At 70.4% G+C, this 14,154-nt stretch carries 12 protein-coding genes; 5 read left to right on the top strand and 7 right to left on the bottom strand.

What is annotated here, in order from left to right:
• Positions 1-73: 73 nt before the first annotated feature.
• From ACT3SQ_RS05805 to ACT3SQ_RS05785, 5 genes are all read left to right on the top strand, one after another.
• Positions 74-2,053 (top strand): hypothetical protein, encoded by a 1,980-nt coding sequence (locus ACT3SQ_RS05805; protein WP_441443036.1) that lies wholly within the window; start codon positions 74-76, stop codon positions 2,051-2,053.
• Entirely contained in the window at positions 2,050-2,568 is a 519-nt protein-coding gene (locus ACT3SQ_RS05800; RefSeq protein WP_441443035.1) for a hypothetical protein, read from the top strand. Before ACT3SQ_RS05805 ends, ACT3SQ_RS05800 begins: the two co-directional genes overlap by 4 nt.
• Positions 2,565-3,557, top strand: coding sequence for an SURF1 family cytochrome oxidase biogenesis protein (locus ACT3SQ_RS05795; RefSeq protein ID WP_441443034.1), 993 nt, complete (start codon positions 2,565-2,567; stop codon positions 3,555-3,557). Before ACT3SQ_RS05800 ends, ACT3SQ_RS05795 begins: the two co-directional genes overlap by 4 nt.
• Positions 3,529-4,353, top strand: coding sequence for a glycerophosphodiester phosphodiesterase family protein (locus ACT3SQ_RS05790; RefSeq protein ID WP_441443033.1), 825 nt, complete (start codon positions 3,529-3,531; stop codon positions 4,351-4,353). The genes ACT3SQ_RS05795 and ACT3SQ_RS05790 overlap by 29 nt, the downstream gene beginning before the upstream one ends.
• 156 nt (positions 4,354-4,509) lie before the next feature.
• Complete coding sequence (locus ACT3SQ_RS05785; protein ID WP_299305221.1) at positions 4,510-4,860, top strand: RNA polymerase-binding protein RbpA; 351 nt, start codon at positions 4,510-4,512, stop codon at positions 4,858-4,860.
• Between the two features lie 449 nt (positions 4,861-5,309).
• Here the strand turns inward: ACT3SQ_RS05785 and ACT3SQ_RS05780 are convergent, their stop codons facing one another.
• Genes ACT3SQ_RS05780 through tatC form a run of 7 tightly spaced genes read right to left on the bottom strand, consistent with a single transcriptional unit; the run spans position 5,310 to position 14,079 of the window.
• Positions 5,310-5,915 (bottom strand): FxsA family protein, encoded by a 606-nt coding sequence (locus ACT3SQ_RS05780; RefSeq protein ID WP_441443032.1) that lies wholly within the window; start codon positions 5,913-5,915, stop codon positions 5,310-5,312.
• A 36-nt stretch (positions 5,916-5,951) separates the two neighbouring features.
• Entirely contained in the window at positions 5,952-6,707 is a 756-nt protein-coding gene (locus ACT3SQ_RS05775) for a polyprenol monophosphomannose synthase (protein ID WP_441443031.1), read from the bottom strand.
• 2 nt (positions 6,708-6,709) lie between these two features.
• The gene (gene lnt / locus ACT3SQ_RS05770) at positions 6,710-8,431 is read right to left on the bottom strand and encodes an apolipoprotein N-acyltransferase (protein WP_444600927.1); all 1,722 of its coding nucleotides are present in this window, start codon (positions 8,429-8,431) and stop codon (positions 6,710-6,712) included.
• Entirely contained in the window at positions 8,428-9,243 is an 816-nt protein-coding gene (locus ACT3SQ_RS05765; protein WP_442331660.1) for a hypothetical protein, read from the bottom strand. The genes lnt and ACT3SQ_RS05765 overlap by 4 nt, the downstream gene beginning before the upstream one ends.
• Complete coding sequence (locus tag ACT3SQ_RS05760) at positions 9,240-12,287, bottom strand: DEAD/DEAH box helicase (protein WP_444600926.1); 3,048 nt, start codon at positions 12,285-12,287, stop codon at positions 9,240-9,242. Before ACT3SQ_RS05760 ends, ACT3SQ_RS05765 begins: the two co-directional genes overlap by 4 nt.
• Complete coding sequence (locus tag ACT3SQ_RS05755; protein ID WP_442331663.1) at positions 12,284-13,249, bottom strand: diacylglycerol/lipid kinase family protein; 966 nt, start codon at positions 13,247-13,249, stop codon at positions 12,284-12,286. The genes ACT3SQ_RS05760 and ACT3SQ_RS05755 overlap by 4 nt, the downstream gene beginning before the upstream one ends.
• Positions 13,246-14,079, bottom strand: coding sequence for a twin-arginine translocase subunit TatC (gene tatC / locus ACT3SQ_RS05750; RefSeq protein ID WP_441443026.1), 834 nt, complete (start codon positions 14,077-14,079; stop codon positions 13,246-13,248). The genes ACT3SQ_RS05755 and tatC overlap by 4 nt, the downstream gene beginning before the upstream one ends.
• Between the last annotated feature and the right edge of the window lie 75 nt (positions 14,080-14,154).

Genomic DNA, 14,154 nt, shown 5'->3' with positions numbered 1-14,154 from the left:
ATACGGGGCGAGAGAGTGTCGGGATCCATGGGGGGTACCCGTCCACGAACATCGCCCCGGAAGGTGCTGCCCGATGGCATATCGATTCAATCCTCCGCCGAACTGGCCGATCGACGATGCCAACTGGAGCCCGCCTCCCGGCTGGCAGCCGGATCCCTCGTGGGGCCCCGCTCCCGACGGCTGGAACTTCTGGACCGCGTCCGAGCAGGCCCCGGCCCCGCAGGCGACCTCCGAACAGGCTGGTGCGGCCGACGACGACGATGCCACTCGCGTCGCATCAACCAGTGAGCAGGGACCGACCGCTCCCGCACCTGACGCCGACGACGCCACCCGGGTGGCCTCCACCGGCGAGCAGACGCCTGCCGCCGAGCAGGCTCCCGTCGTTGAGCAGGCTCCCGACGTTGAACAGGCAGCCGGCGATCAGCAGGCATCCGCCGGGCAGTACGGGTCGCTGAACCCCTACGGGCAGGCTCCCGCCGCCCAGGATGCGCCCGTGCAGGGTGCGCCCGAGCAGGATGTCGACCAGTCCGCTGGCGGCGGCTCCATGCCGCTGGCCGACGACCAGAGCAGCTCAGCCCCGGCGGAGTCCGTCGGTCGCCACGCTGCGGAGCCCGCCGCCGCCGCGGAGCCCGTTGCCGCTCCGGAGCCCGCCGTCGCAGCCGAGCCGGCTGGGACCGCTGAGGAGTCCGGCCTTGCCGCCGCGCCGCAAGATGCGTCCGCAACGGCCGTCCATGATGACGCCACCCATGTCGCGGACTCCGGGCAGCGCGACAGCGCCGCTCCCGATGCCGCCGGTTCCCACGCAACGCAGGCGGAAGGCGCCGCTGAGACTGCCGAATATGGGGGCCCCGATCTCGAGGCCGACCTCGCACAGCAGGCACCCTACGAGTCCGCGCCGTACGAGTCCGCAGAGCCCGTCGCCGCCGATGACAGCAACCACTCCGGTGAGGGCTCTCAGGGCGCCGGCTACGGCATGGCGGCCGGTGCCGCAGCCGCCGGCGGGGCTGCTGGCGCGGCAGCCGCGTCCGGCCAGCAGGATCCCTCCGGTCAGGGCTACGGGCAGGCATCCCCCAGCCAGGGCTACGGCCAGCAGCCCGCGGACCAGGGCTATGGCCAGGGTTCGCCCGCTCAGGGCTACGGCGACGGCTCCTCCGCTCCCGCCTATGGCCAGGCATCACCTGCCCAGGGCTATGGCCAGCCCTCGCCGGCCCAGGGCTACGGTCAGGCCTCGCCCGCCGCGGGCTACGGCCAGGGTTCCGCACCGGACTACCCGGGACAGGGCTCCGCCTCGGACTATCCCGCACCGGGCTACGGCCAGAACTCCCCCGGAATCGACACCGGGTCCGGCTGGACCGCGTCGACCGGCGCCGGTGAACCGCCGAAGAAGGGCATCATCCAGCGCTTCTGGTGGATCGGCTGCCTGATCGCGATCGTGCTCGTGCTCGCGCTGATCGCCATCGGCGGCATCTTCCTGTTCAGCCGCTCGGGCGGCACGGAGGCCGGTGGTGGCGGTTCTACCACCACTCAGGAGGAGGATCCGACGACGGACGAACCCACCGACGAGGAGACCACCGAGGAAGAGCCGACCGAGGAGGAGACCACCGAGGACGAGATCCCGATCCCGACCGATCTCAACACGATCGACCCGGCCGCCGAGGCTGAGGCGATCAACATCGTGGGACCCGATGGCACGGGCACCATGGCGGTCCACATGGTCTACACCCCCGGCGCGGAGCTGGAGCGAAGCTACGGAGGTGCCGTCGAAGACGCGCAGCAGGGCGACTACGTCGTGCTCACCGCCAAGATGACGGTGACCGAGGGCGAGCTGTCCATGAACCCGTTCCGGTTCGATATCCAGACCCCCTACGGCGGCGCCGTGGAGCCGGCCACCGCGAGCTTCGGCCTCAAGGGCTCCGGGACCGACGGCCCGAACGAACACCAGGCAGGAGAGGAATACACGCTCACGCTCCTCTTCGACGTGAAGCGTGCCGGTGGCAACAAGCTGGTCTTCGACTCCCGTGCCGACCAGTACTCCTGGGACGTCCCTGCGTGACCCAGCGCCAGCGCTTCAACCCGCCGCCCCACTGGCCGGAGCCTCCGCATGACGGATGGATCCCGCCGGCGGACTTCCGACCCCAGTACTCCTGGGGTCCGGTGCCGGCGGGTTGGAGGCTCTGGCTGAAGGACCAGCCCTCAGGGCAGGGCGAGGCACCGTTGCAGGACTCCGAGGATGTCCCTGCCAGCGGTGCCCGCCCGCGGTCTCGGGTGGACCAGTACCCGGTCGCCGTGCTGAACCCCGGGATGTGGACGGAGAACCACCTGCAGTCCGAGGACTATGGGTTCCCTCCGGCGAAGCCCCGCAAGCAGCGGCCGCGGCTGCGGCTCGGGGTGACGATCTCGGTCACCGCTCTGGGATTCGTGGTCGCTGCGCTCACCGCAGTCATGTTCGTGCTGCTGGTCGACTTCGCGATCGAAGACCTGCCCGGGATGATGGCGGAGGCCGCGGGGCACCTGCAGGCCGTCGCCCCGGTGACCGAGGCGGGTGCCGCGGCACCGGTCGCCGAATGACCGACAGCACCGCCCGTCGACGCATCCTCTTCAGCCGAGAGACCCTGCTGGGGCTGGTGGCTGTGCTGCTCCTGGCGGCGCTCTGCGTGCTGCTGGGCATGTGGCAGTACGGACGCTACGAGAACCGCCGTGACGAGGCGGCCGTGGTCCGCACCAACTACGAATCCGCACCGGTCTCCCTGGACCAGGTGCTCCCTGATCCGCAGTCGCCGCTGAGCACCGCAGACGTCTGGACCCCGGTGACCCTGCACGGCAGCTACTGCACCGAAGGCGACTGCGTGCTCTATGTGCGCAATCGCCAGCTCTCGGGCCAGGTCGGGTATTGGCAGCTGGTTCCGTTCCAGGCCGACGACGGCACGAGTCTGCTGGTCGTTCGGGGCTGGGTGCCGCAGCAGGCGGATTCCTCCGACCCGGCGCAGCTCGCTCCTGCACCCGAAGGAGAGCTCACCGTCACGGTGCGCCTGCGGCCCGCCGAGCCCGTACTGGACCGGGAGCCGCCCCCGGGCCAGACCCATTCGGTCAACCCCGAGCAGTCCGCCGGGCTGATGGGACTGGAGGATGGGGGCCTCGTCTCCCAGGCGTATGGAGAGCTGGCCGCAGAAGATCCGGCAGCAGAACGGCCGACGGCGCTCCCCTACCCCGACACCTCCCTGGGCCCGCACCTGTCCTACGCCGTCCAGTGGTGGGTCTTCGCGCTGTTCTTCCCGGCCGCTCTGATCTACCGCACGCGCCGGCTCTTCCAGGATCTCGCAGCGGACGAGGAGGAGCGGGACGCCGTCGGCTCCGAGCACTCCGACGCCGCGCCCGCAGCTTCCCGGACCACCCTGGACCATGACGACGAGACGGGGCGAGGCGAAGCGGCATCTGCGGCCACGCCGCGCCCCTCCCGACAGCCCACCGATCACCGTCCCCGCCGTGCGGTCCGCGCTCGGCGCCGGGGCCAGGACGAGGAGGAAGAAGATGCCCTCATCGATCAGCAGACGCCCTGAGCGTAGCAGCGACCCGAGGTCCAGGTTCCTGCCGGGCCCGAGGCCGCGACGCATCGCCCACCGCGGCCTCGCCCTCGACGGGGCCGAGAACACGATGCGTGCCTTCGAGGACGCCCTGGCGGCCGGTGCCGGCATGCTCGAGACAGACACCCGCGCCACCCGCGACGGGCTGGCGCTGGCCTTCCATGATGAGGACCTGCTCCGCGTCGCCGGTGACGAGCGCCGGATCGATCAGCTCAGCGCCCATGAGGCCGGTACGGTGCGGCTCGCCGGAGACGAGCCGCTGGCGATGCTCGAGGATGTGCTGGGCACCTTCCGCGACGTCCCGCTCAACGTGGACATCAAGGACGCCGCGGCGATCGGGCCCGCGGTCGCCGCAATTGCGCGCACCCGCAGCGCCGACCGGGTCTGCGTGGCGGGCTTCGACGGCGACGTGGTCCGCAAGGCCGTCGCCACGATCCACGCAGCCACCGGGACAACCCCGGTGCGCAGCCCCGCCCGCGGCGTGATCGGGAGCTTCCTCGCAGCCCGTGCGGTGGAGGCCCCCGCCCCCGTCATCCGCCGGATCCTCGCTCCCTACGGCGCGCTGCAGGTCCCTCCCACCTATCAGGGGATCCCGGTGGTCACCACGGCGAATGTCGCTGCTGCCCACCGCGCCGGGTGCGAGGTGCACGTGTGGACGATCGATGACCCCAGGACCATGCGGGAAATGCTGGTCATGGGCGTGGATGGTATTATCACCAATCGGGTCGATCTGCTCTCCGAGCTGCTCTCGAATAGTCCCAGCAGCATCTGAGACGCGAGGACCCCACCCGGGTCTGGGAACAGATCCGGCTCCGTGCGCGTTGGCACCTTCGAGTGCCACCACACCACCTTCGAGTGCCACCACACCACAGACCTCTCCGGACGGCACACCGTCCGGCCGCCATCCCCGGCAGGAAGCGAGAACCGCATGAACAGCCGCAGCCTCCGAGGCACCCGACTGGGCTCCCTCTCCATGGAGACCGACGAGGGCGTCCTCGCCGCACCGCGCCAGGAGTCCGTCTACGACTGCCCCAACGGCCACACCATCGTCCTCCCCTTCTCGGTCGAGGCCGACGTGCCCGCCGTGTGGGAGTGCCGCTGCGGCGCCTCCGCGCTGCTCCGTGACCATGAGCGTCCCGAGGTGAAGCCGGGCAAGCCCGTGCGCACCCACTGGGACATGCTGCTCGAGCGTCGCAGCGAAGAGGACCTCCAGGTCCTCCTCGACCAGCGCCTCGCGCTGCTGCGCGCCGGGAAGCTTCACCAGCGCCGCAACCTCTGAGACATCCGCACTGCTCACCTGAGCAGAGCGACGAGGGGGCATCCACCATGCGGTGGGTGCCCCCTCGTCATGTCCCCCGCGCTCGTCGTGTCCCCCGAGCGCGTCGTGGTCCCCGAGCTCGTCATGGTCTCCGAGAGCCAGCGCACGATGGGTGGTGTGTGGCTCCACCCCTCTGAAGTTGTAGCTCCATCCCCTCTGAAGGTGCGGCTCCATCCCCTCTGAACTGTCGCCCACGAAGCCCCCAGGCGACAGTTCAGAGGGGATGGGCGACGCGAGAGCGACAGCTCAGAGAGGACGGGCGATGCGAGAGCGACCACCCAGACCGGATGGGCGGCCCGAGAGCGACAGTTCAGAGGGGATGGGTGACGCGAGCGGGCTCGCGCACGAGACATCGAGCGCTCTGGCCCTGGATGTCCTGGCCCTGGAGTGGCACGGAGCGGTGGGGAGGCTCAGTCTTGGGTGATGATGGGCGGCGTGCTGCCGTCACCGCGTGACGGGCCCGACGAGCGGCTGTCGAGGATGATCTCGCCGTCGATGACGCCGGTGCCGGAGCGGCGGTAGAGCACCTTGCGCGCCCCCTCGGAGCCGCTGCTCAGCCCCATCGCCTTGACCGAGCGGCGCTGCACCGGGGTGAGCAGCAGGACCAACCCGATCAGATCGGTGAGGATTCCTGGGAAGAAGAAGAACAGCGCGGAGAGCAGCGTGAACGCCGGGCGGGAAAGATGCTCCTGCACGTCTCCGCGACCGCGCACAGCGCGAACTAGAGAGCGCAGGCGCACGAAGGACTGCTGACCGGCGGCGACCAGCAACGCGATGCCGACGACCCAGCCCACGGCGATCGCGAGCACGGACCACCAGAGGCTGGTGTTGATCCCGATCAGGACCAGGATGGTGAGCTCCACGAGCCCCAGCAGGACGACCCCCAGCGGGATCAGGACCCCCCAGCGCGAAGTCGAGCCGGAGCGTGAGGTCGAGCCGGAGCGCGGGTTCTGCGCGCCGTCGGCGGCTGAAGCGCGTGCGGACGCCCCCGAAGTGCTGCGCTGCTGTGCGGCCATGAAGGCTCCCTTCCTGCGGTGGCGAACCAGTTCAGCCTAACTCAGGGCCTTGCGAACCGCCTGGGCACGACGTGACAGTCCCCAGACAGTGACCTTCACGAGCGCTTCCCGCACGATTCCCGAGGACATCTTGCTGGCCCCCTCGGTGCGCTCGTCGAAGTCGATCGGCACCTCGGCGATCACCGCCCCCAGGTCGCGGGCACGTCGGGTCATGTCCACCTGGAAGCAGTAGCCCTGGGAGGCGACGTCCTCGGCGATCACTCGCTCGAGCAGTTCAGCGCGGAACACCCGGAAGCCGGCGGTCGCGTCCGAGACACCGAGTCCCATCAGGGCCCGCACGTAGACGTTCGCGCCCCGGGAGAGCACCTGGCGGCGCAGCGGCCAGTCATGCACCGCCCCGCCGGGGATCCAGCGGGAGCCGATCGCGAGGTCGGCGCCGCGTCGCACCGCCTCAAGCAGCCCGGGCAGCTGCTCGGGTCGGTGCGAGGCATCGGCGTCCATCTCCCCCAGCTGCTGGTAGCCGCGTTTGATCCCCCAGGCGAAGCCGGCGAGATAGGCGGGTCCCAGACCCTGCTTGCCGGCCCGGTGCAGCACGTGCACCGCCGGATCCTGGGCTGCCATCTGCTCAGCCCACGCACCGGTGCCATCCGGGGAGGAGTCGTCGACCACGAGGACATCCGCCTCGGGCACAGCGGCGCGCAGACGGGCCAGAGTGCCCGGCAGCGCCTCTCGCTCATCGTAGGTGGGGATGACGATGAGGGTCGGCGGCAGCGGGGCATTGGAGGGATGCATGGTCACTGTCCTCGGCGGGTGCGGGATGGTGCGGTACCGGCAGAACCGCTGCGGGCAGAGCCGCCGCGGGCAGAGGCACTGCGGGTAGAGCCGGTGCTGGCGGTCGCGGAGCGGGCGAGGGCGCGACGGTCGGTGGTCAGCGCGGACAACAGCCCCACCAGTCCCAGGGCGGAGATCACGACTGCGTTCCACGGACCTGCCGCGACCGCCGGGGTGATGCCGGTGCGGAGGGGAACGTCGGCCAGCAGCGAGCCTCGGTCCCAATGACCGACCAGGTCGATCTGGCGACCTTCCGGGCTGAAGATCGCAGAATCTCCCACGGTGGAGATGTGGACGACGCTGCGGCCGGACATCACCGCCATCACCTTCGCCTGGGCGAGCTGCTGGATCGCCTCATGGGAGTCTCCGAACAGCGCGTTGTTGGACTGCACGACGATGACCTCGGCGCCTCCATCGACCACATCATGGACGAGGGAGTCGTAGGCGATCTCGAAGCAGATCAGGATCCCCACTTTCCCCTCTCCCTGATCGAGGGCGCCCAGATCCATCACTCCGACGTCCTGCCCCGGGATCATGTCCAGGGAGACCAGGTCGACCTTGTCGGTGAGCTGGCGGAACAGCCCGCGCATCGGGATGAACTCGCCGAACGGCACCGGATGACGCTTGGAGTACTGGTAGGGCGTGGTCGCCTCGGGGGTGAACAGCACCGACTGGTTCAGCCTCTCGGTCTCGCCCACCCGCGTCTGGGTGCCGATCAGGATCGGGGCACCGGCGTCCTCGGCCGCGGAGGTCAGCTGGTCCGCGAGCACCGGATCCTGCCGCGGATCCCAGCCGGTGGAATCCTCGGGCCAGACGATCAGGCCCAGCTGGGTGCCGTCGGCCGCCGTCTGCTCGATGATCTCCCGGGTCACGGCGAGGTGGTTCTCGAAGACGTCATCGGGCATGGTGAAGGAGATCGGATCGATCTCGCCCATCGAGCCCTGGATGGCGGCGATCGTCATGGACGGCCGGTCCACCGGTGCGCGGTTGTGCGGATAGGGGACCACCACGGTCACCAGCACGAGGGACACCGCGATCGCGCAGGGCCATACGCCGGAGAAGCCGATCAGCCCGCGGCGGCGCCTGCCCAGCAGCGCGAGCACGCCGAACAGCAGCAGCTGTCCCAGCAGGGCGGTCACCAGCGAGAGCCCGGCCATCCCGATCCAGGGACCGAGGTTCAGCAGCGGGGACTCGGCCAGTGCGAAGGCACTGGCACCCCAGGACAGGCCACCCCAGGGGGCGGTGCTGCGCAGCGTCTCGACTCCCACCCAGAGCGCCGCGACGATCAGTGCGCTGGAGATGCACAGGCCTCGACGCACCATCACGGTCCGAGCGACCAGGCCGAAGAGCACGATGTAGAGGGCCTCGAACACGCCCAGTGCGATCCAGGGCATCGTACCGGCGTAGGTACTCGCCCAATGCGTCAGCGGGACGAAGAACGCGAGCCCCCAGACCAGTGAGACGAACATCGCGAGCCGTGAGGAGCGGACGAGCAGGCCCGCCCCGAGCAGGGCGATCGCCACCGGCAGCAGCATCCACATGCCGTAGGGAGGAAAGGCCAGCAGTGCGCAGAAGCCGCCGAAGCCGCCGCACAGCACAGCAACCGGCCAGGGTGTGGGTGTGAACTCGTCACGAGACTTACGGCTGCGCTCGCGCGACGGTCTCGACCGTGTGGTCGCCGTCATCCGCCGTCCTGACCGAGCCGGTCGTGGAGGATGTGTCCGTCCACCACCGTGCGCAGGGCGCGCGGGGTCCCCTGGTCCAGGTCGGGCAGGAGCGGGGTGCGGGAGCGCGGGTCGGTGGACCAGCTGTCCACCCGCTGGGCATGGGAGCGGACAGTGAGGTCCCACGGCTCCCACACCACGAAGGTCGCCGGGATCCCCGTCTGCAGGGACCCGGGGTGGCGGTTCCCGGCCACCCGCTGCCCGCCACGGGAGGCGGCGAGGAAGGCCGCGCGGTCGCTGATGCGCTGCTCGGCGGGGCTGGTACGGGCGGCGCCGCGCACCCAGTCCCAGGGATCGGCCGCCGCCGGCTCGCCCGCGGAGGCGAAGGCGAGCGGGGTGCCCTCAGCGAGCAGGTCGAGATAGTCGGCGCTCTCGCTGACCGGGGCGACGATGCGCACTCCCTCTCGGATCCCGGTGGGGCCGGGCAGCCGCAGCACGATGCCGAGCGCGGCCGCTGCGGCATCATCCGCAGGATCAGGGGCAGAGCCGTCGGCGGTCGCGGCGGCGTCCACGAAGCCCGGAGTGATCAGGCAGCCGGTCGCATCGACCTGCTGAACATCGCCGTGGAGCACGCGCGCGGTGTCCTCCGGGCCGGTCCACGCGATGAGCCCGTCCGCGACCAGCATCGCGGAGGCCTCCGGATCGCCGGCGCTGTACAGCACGATCCCGGTGTAGAGCATCGGGGCGGCGGCCTGCCCGGTCGCGGGGGTCTGATGACGGTCGTTCTCGCTCACGGGGCCAAGCTTCTCCCGTCCGCCTGGGAAAAAGCTCATCGGTCGATCTCCTGGGCCACCAGACCTCGTCGCACGGCCCTGATCGACTCGCGTGCGATGTGTCCGAGCTCGGGGTCCGCAGTGAGCTGATCGAGCAGGTCGATCACCTGGCGGCAGTGCCGCACGAAGTCCCCGGGCGGCAGATCGTTGCCCTCGAGCGCTGCGGCCAGGTGCAGACCCTGCGCCCAGCGGTGCACGATCGCAGAGATCGCGGGATCGGGGGCACTGGTGGGCGTGATGCCATATCGGCTCTCAGCGGCCTGCAGGCGCGCGGCGACCCGGGCGGAGGCCTCGAGCGCGGCACCCACGGCGGGCTCGGGGATCAGCTCCGGGGCACGATCGTCGCGGCGAGACTCATGCACCGCGGCGGAGACCACCGCGGCCAGCCCGGCGGCGGAGAGTCCCGACCAGGCGCCGTGCTCCAGGCACTCGGCGATCAACAGGTCCCGGTCGCTGAACAGCCGTCGCAGCCGCAGGCCGCTCGCCGTCGGTCGCAGTTCCGGGGTGGGGGTCGGTCGCAGCTCCGCGGAGCCAGCATCCGTCACCGCGTCGGGGATGCCGACGGCGGACGAGGTGCTGACCCGTTCGAGATAGCCGAGCTCGATGAGCAGGCCGGTGAGCAGGTCGAACTGACGGGCCAGGGAACTGGTGCGCCCCCGGATCCTGCGCTGCACTCCCTCGAGCTCCGCGCGGCTCTTCCGCCAGCGGCCCACCCAGCGCAGATGCGACTCCAGGTCCGGACACTCGCCGCACGGATGCGCGCTCAGCTGTTCGCGCAGGCCGAGAAGCTGCTCATCGGTGGCGACGGTCGAGGGGGTGCGGCCGGTGCGGCGCCGCACCTCGCGGCGATCGGCGTCGTCCTGTCCGGCCAGTCGCTGGCGCAGCGCGGCCGCGGTGTCCTTGCGCACCTTCCCACTGCCCAGGGCATCCTGCCGCGGGAGGCGGAGGCTGTCGATCACGGCGGGCGGAGAGGGGACATCGCCCGGGCGCAGGCTGCGACGTCGGCCCTCGGTGTCCAGCAGGTCCGCCTGTGGGCCGCCGAGTACCGCGCGGTCCACGTCCAGCACCACCGCGTACCCCCGGCGCTTCCCGCCGGGCAGCGCGATCACCTCACCACGGCGGAGGTCACCGAGGACCGAGCGGGTCCGGTCCCGGTCCGCAGCAGCGCGAGCCTGGGCGAGGGTCTTCTCGCGCTCGGAGACGGCTTCCTGGAGCTGCGCGTACTCGAGGAGATCGCCGCGGTCGCAGGTCACCGCCTCCTGGTAGGACGTCACCGTGTCCTCGAGCTCCCGGGCGCGGCGGGCGAGCCCCACCACGGAACGGTCTGCCTGGAACTGCGCGAAGCTGGTCTCGAGGGTCTCCCGGGCACGTGCCAGATCGAAACGGTCCAGGAGGTTCACGGCCATGTTCGGGGTGGGTCGGAACGCCGAGCGCAGCGGGTAGGTGCGCTTCGAGGCGAGGGAGGCCACGGCGGGGGCATCGAACCGGGGCCCCGCGACGACCACCGCATGGCCCTCGGTGTCGATACCGCGGCGGCCTGCGCGTCCCGTGAGCTGAGTGAACTCTCCTGGGGTGAGGTCCGCGTGCTCGACACCGTTGAACTTCACGAGCTTCTCGAGCACCACCGACCGGGCTGGCATGTTGATGCCCAGCGCGAGGGTCTCGGTGGCGAAGACGACCTTGATCAGCCCCCGGGCGAAGAGCTGCTCGACCACCGTCTTCAGCAGCGGCAGCATCCCGGCGTGGTGGGCGGCAAAGCCGTCGAGCACCGCGCGGCGGAAGGAGGCGATGCCGAGGACCTCCTCGTCCTCGGCGCCGATCCCGGCAAGCTGCTCGTCGAGCACTGCGCGGATCTCACGTCGCTCCCGGTCATCGGTGAGGTGCAGGCGCGCCCGTGCACACTGCTGCACGGCGCCCTCGCACCCGGCGCGGGAGAAGATGAACACGATCGCGGGCAGCAATTCTGCCTGGTCCAGCAGGGCTACGACCTCGGGACGCCGCATCGTGCGCTGCGGCAGTCCGGGGGCCTGACCGCCGTGGCTCCTGCTGTCACCGCCCCTGCTGTCACTACCCCTACTGTCGCTGCTCCTGCTGTCACCGCTCCGGTTGCCGCCGTAGCCGCTGCCGTCGTAGGCGCCGGGGCCACGCCCCCTGCGCTTGTGGGGAGGGCGGTGCTGTCCGGAGCCGCGGGGCCGGTGGCGCCCGCCGGTGCCCTTCCTCCCCCGGTAGTCCTTGCCGCGCGCGCCGCCGGTCCGCTCGTCGACGGGAAGGGAGAACGAGGTGACGCGTTCGATCTCGGGGTTCACCTGGCGGTCGCTGCGGGCGCCCGGTCCCTGTGACACCACAGCTTGCCCGTCGGCATCGACGAAGAGGTCCAGGAGTTCATCGCCCGCGATCACGTGCTGCCACAGCGGCACCGGGCGGGTCTCGGAGACGATGATCTCGGTGCTCCCGCGGACCTCCTGCAGCCAGGCACCGAACTCCTCGGCGTTGGAGACCGTCGCCGAGAGCGAGACCAGCTGCACCGAGCGGTCGAGGTGGATGATGACCTCCTCCCACACCGGTCCGCGCAGGCGATCGGCGAGATAGTGCACCTCGTCCATCACCACGAATCCCAGTCCCTGCAGGAGGTCGGAGTCCGCGTACAGCATGTTGCGCAGCACCTCGGTGGTCATCACGACCACCTCGGCATCGGGGCGGATCGAGGTGTCGCCGGTCAGCAGACCCACACGTTCGGCGCCCAGCCAGTCCACCAGCTCGCCGAACTTCTGATTGGACAGCGCCTTGATCGGCGCGGTGTAGAAGACCTTGTGGCCCCGGGCCAGTGCGAGATGCACCGCGAACTCCCCCACCACGGTCTTGCCGGCGCCGGTGGGGGCGGCGACCAGGACCGAGCTGCCGCCCTCGAGCGCCCGCCCGCCCGCCAGCTGGAACTCGTCGAGATCGAAGGGGTAGCGGGCGGTGAAGGCGGTGAGCTCGCGGGAGGACTGCTCCTGCTGCTGCTCCTGCTTCCACTGGGCGTAGCGCTCGGAGGGAGAGGTCATTGCGCTCCCTCGCTGCCGTCGGCGGTCTCCGCCGCGGCGGGCAGCTCGGCGAGCAGCCGCACCGCTCCGGGCAGCACCCGTGCTGTCAGCGGCAGCAGCGAGCGGGGCTCGCCATCCGCGTAGGCGCGCAGTGCCCGGCCGTGGCGCAGGCCGACGGTCACCTCGCGCACGGGCTGGATCTTCACCGCGTCCAGGGAGGTGTGCGTGCCCCGGTAGACGCGCGGGAAGAAGCGCAGCAGCTGGCGGCGGCCCAGCCCGGCGACGGTGACCAGCTCGAGCATGCCGTCATCGATCCGCGACTCGGGGACGATCTTCATCCCGCCGCCGAAGATCCCGGAGCTGCACAGGGTCAGGATCGTGGCGTCCAGCTCGATCCGCTCGCCCCCGTCGATCTCGAGCCAGTAGGGCAGGGGGGTGAAGGCGGGCAGCTCGCGCATCAGGGCCGTCGTATAGCGGACCGTGTGGCGGGCCCGAGAGCTGTTGGCGCGCGCGTTGACCAGGGCATCGAAGCCCAGGTTCACGTTGCCCAGGGCGAGCGAGCGATGCGGCAGCGCATGCTCGCCGGCGGCGATGATCTCGATCGCGTCGATCGTCACCACCGGGCGCGACAGGGCGTGGAGGAGGGCCCGGGTGGACTCCTCCGGATCGTTGATCGTCAGCCCGAGGGCGCGCGCGAAGTCATTGCCGCTGCCGGCAGGGACGATCCCGAGCCGCACCGGGGAGCCGGCCACGATCTCGGCGCCGAGCGAGACGGTGCCGTCACCGCCGACGACCACCAATGCGGTCAGGGAGTCGCGGATCTCCTCGGCGCGGGCCCGGGCGAGGTGGGCGGAGGTGGCGGAGAGGTCCACCACGGAGATCCCGGCCAGCCGCAGCAGATGGCCGACCTGGCGGCCGACCCGGTGAGCGGCTCCCTGTGCAGCGGTGGGATTCGCGAGCAGACCCACACGGAGCCTGCTCACCGCCCGTCCCCGTCGGCGTCGTCCAGGCGGGACGGGCCGTCGATCTTCTCCACCTCGTCGTCGATGCTGCTGGCCTGGTCATCGTCGAGGTCCTCGTCACCGGACCTGCGCGCCTTGCGCCGATCGTGGATCAGCGAGATGACGATCGCACCGAAGAAGAGGCTGGCGATCGCTGCGGACATCGCGATCAGCGTGATCGGCTCCGGGGTGGGGACCATGACGGCGGTGAAGGCGAAGCTCAGGAAGATGATCCAGCGCCACGCCTTGAGCATCGCCTTGCCGCTGACCAGCCCCATGAAGTTCAGCAGGACCATCACCACCGGCATCACGAAGGCGATGCCGAAGGCGAGCATGGTCTTGATCAGCAGCGCGAGGTACTGGTCGTAGGGGATGATCTGCGAGACCGAGCCCTCGGTGGGCGTGAAGCTCATCAGCACCGGCACCAGCTGGCTGACGGCCCAGTAACCGGCCACGCAGCCGACGAAGAACAGCGGGATCGCGCTGCCGAAGAAGCCGATGGCGTACTTGCGCTCGTTCTTGTGCAGGCCCGGCATCACGAACAGCCAGATCTGGGCGATGATCATCGGTGAGGACAGGATCAGGCCGATGTACGCGGCCATCTGCAGCTTGACGTTCAGGCCCTGGCCCACGCCCTGGAAGTTGATCAGCGACTGGAGCTCGGAGTCCTCGCTGGCTGCCTCGATCGGCGCCTTGACGGCGTCGAAGACCCACGGGAACAGGAACCAGCCCACGATGGAGAGCAGCAGGACGGTGATCGCGCTGATCATCAGCCTGTTGCGCAGCTCGACGAGATGCTCGCCGAGCGACATCCGTCCTTCGGGGTCCCTGCGTGACTTATTCGCGGGCTCCGATTCGGTCTGCTCGCGTCCCTGCGTATCACTCGC

Origin of the sequence: Brachybacterium sp. AOP42-C2-15 (genome assembly GCF_052377065.1) — a bacterium.
In the GTDB taxonomy this organism is placed as follows: Bacteria; Actinomycetota; Actinomycetes; order Actinomycetales; family Dermabacteraceae; genus Brachybacterium.
This window is presented reverse-complemented; position numbering and strand designations above follow the sequence as displayed.